The sequence below is a fragment of the Micromonospora orduensis genome, assembly GCF_006228125.1.
Classification (GTDB): Bacteria; Actinomycetota; Actinomycetes; order Mycobacteriales; family Micromonosporaceae; genus Micromonospora; species Micromonospora orduensis.
In genome coordinates, this window is sequence record NZ_VDFY01000225.1 from 1 (window position 1) to 1,826 (window position 1,826).

2 protein-coding genes are annotated in these 1,826 nt (G+C 70.2%); both read left to right on the top strand.

From position 1 onward, the window contains the following. A partial coding sequence (locus FHG89_RS25525; protein ID WP_167517519.1) for a molybdopterin dinucleotide binding domain-containing protein occupies nucleotides 1-1,409 on the top strand: 1,409 nt, incomplete at its 5' end. After that, nucleotides 1,402-1,826: 4Fe-4S dicluster domain-containing protein (locus tag FHG89_RS25530; RefSeq protein WP_482809823.1), on the top strand; the 425-nt coding region annotated here is incomplete at its 3' end. The genes FHG89_RS25525 and FHG89_RS25530, both read left to right, overlap by 8 nt.

Genomic DNA, 1,826 nt, shown 5'->3' on the forward strand with positions numbered 1-1,826 from the left:
GTGAGATCGTGCCAGAGGAGTGCCGGACGGAGGTGTTCTTCCTGCCCGCCGCCTCGCACGTGGAGAAGGAGGGCACGTTCACCCAGACGCAGCGGTTGTTGCAGTGGCGGGAGAAGGCCGTCGAGCCACCGGGCGACGCCCGCTCCGAGCTGTGGTTCTTCTACCACCTCGGGCGCAAGCTGCGGGAGAAGTCGGCCGACTCCGACCTGCCGCGCGACCGGGCGCTGCTCGACCTCACCTGGGACTACCCCACGCACGGTCCGCACGCGGAGCCGAGCGCAGAGGCGGTCCTGCGGGAGATCAACGGGTACGACGTGACGACCGGCCGTCCGCTGTCCAGTTTCGCCGAGGCCCGCGCGGACGGCTCCACGGCGGTGGGCTGCTGGATCTACACCGGGGTGTACGCCGACGGTGTGAACCAGGCGGCCCGGCGCAAGTCCCGCCACGAGCAGGACTGGGTGGCCGCCGAGTGGGGCTGGGCGTGGCCGGCGAATCGCCGCATCCTCTACAACCGTGCCTCCGCCGACCCGGACGGCAACCCGTGGAGCGAACGCAAACGCTACGTCTGGTGGGACGCGGACAGGGGCGAGTGGACGGGCTACGACGTGCCGGACTTCGAGAAGACCAAGCCGCCGTCGTACCGGCCGCCGGCCGGCGCGTCCGGGCCGGAGGGCATCGCCGGTGCCGACCCGTTCGTCATGCAGGGCGACGGCAAGGGCTGGCTGTACGCGCCCAGCGGTGTCCTGGACGGGCCGCTGCCGACGCACTACGAGCCGGTGGAGTCGCCGGTGCGCAACCCGCTGTACCGCCAGCAGGCCAACCCGACCCGCAAGATGTACGCGCATCCGGTGAACTCGGTGAACCCGAGTCCGCCTCAGGAGCACAGCCAGGTGTTCCCGTACGTGTTCACGGTCAGCCGGCTCACCGAGCACCACACGGCAGGTGGGATGAGCCGGACGGTGTCGCCGCTGGCGGAGTTGCAGCCGGAGATGTTCGTCGAGGTGTCGCCGGAGCTGGCCGCCGAACGCGGACTCGACCATCTGGGTTGGGCGCACCTCGTCAGCGGTCGGGCGGTGATCGAGGCGAAGGTGCTGGTCACGGATCGGCTCACCCCGCTGCGGGTGGAGGGTCGGATCATCCACCAGGTGTGGTTGCCGTACCACTTCGGTTTCGAGGGCCTCGTGACCGGCGACTCGGCAAACGACCTGTTCGGCATCAGCCTGGACCCGAACGTGCTGATCCAGGAGAGCAAGGTCGGCACCTGCGACGTGCGGCCCGGCCGTCGTCCGACCGGGCCGGCGTTGCTGGACCTGGTCGCCGACTACCAGCGGCGCGCCGGGATCACCCCGGGGCAGCACGCCCCGGCCGTCACCGCCGACAGCGAGGGGGAGGCGCGCGGTGATTCCTGACCCGAACAGCCTGTACGGGCCGCTGGACCCGGCGCCCGACGCCGGCTATGTGGACGCGCCACCCCGGATGGGGTTCTTCACCGACACCAGCGTGTGCATCGGGTGCAAGGCCTGCGAGGTGGCCTGCAAGGAGTGGAATCTCGTCCCGGAGAGCGGCCTCGACCTGCTCGGCATGTCGTACGACAACACCGGGGCGTTGACAGCGAACTCGTGGCGGCACGTCGCGTTCATCGAGCAACCCCGTACGACCGACGTGCTCGGTGAGCCGGCCCCCACCGGTCCGGGTCCGCAGTTTCTGGGGATGCCTGGTGCGCAGCCGCCGGGGCGGGGTTCTGGTGCGCAGGGGCGGACGGATTTCCGCTGGTTGATGATGTCGGATGTGTGCAAGCACTGCACGCATGCGGCGTGTCTGGATGT